This window comes from Thermococcus sp. M36, assembly GCF_012027355.1.
Taxonomy (GTDB): Archaea; Methanobacteriota_B; Thermococci; order Thermococcales; family Thermococcaceae; genus Thermococcus.
Map to the genome: position 1 here is coordinate 1 of NZ_SNUH01000252.1, position 421 is coordinate 421.

1 protein-coding gene is annotated in these 421 nt (G+C 52.3%); it reads left to right on the forward strand.

Features of this window, described 5'->3' with window-relative positions:
• The coding region (locus tag E3E36_RS12210; RefSeq protein ID WP_206203708.1) for a hypothetical protein at positions 1 to 325 on the forward strand (325 nt) is incomplete at its 5' end.
• Between the last annotated feature and the right edge of the window lie 96 nt (positions 326 to 421).

The window sequence follows — 421 nt, forward strand, 5'->3', positions numbered from 1 at the left end:
TCTAAACGGCCAGTTGGCCTTCAACCACTTCTCGCCTTATGGGGGGATCGGTTTCGGCAACGCCATGCAGGGCGGTCGGCTGCATTTCGCCTTTGACCTCGGAGTGCTGTTCGACAGTAACCCAACGGTCAATTTGCAGGCGAACGGCGATGTCGCCGCCTACCGCTCAAATAGTGCTACCCCTTTTTACACGGGTCCCGCCAGCGGGAACCGAATAGTTACGACCAACGTATCGATGGAGGGAAAAAACCTTCAAGGCGACTTCAAGAACTACCAAATATACCCGGTAATTGCATTCACGATCGGTTATCGGTTCGGCATTTAGAAAGGTTCGTCATTCGGGAATTTCACGAGGTTTAAGGGAAGAGGACGCGTGATATGAGAAAACTATTGTTGTTGGTAACCACCGCGCTTGCCGCCT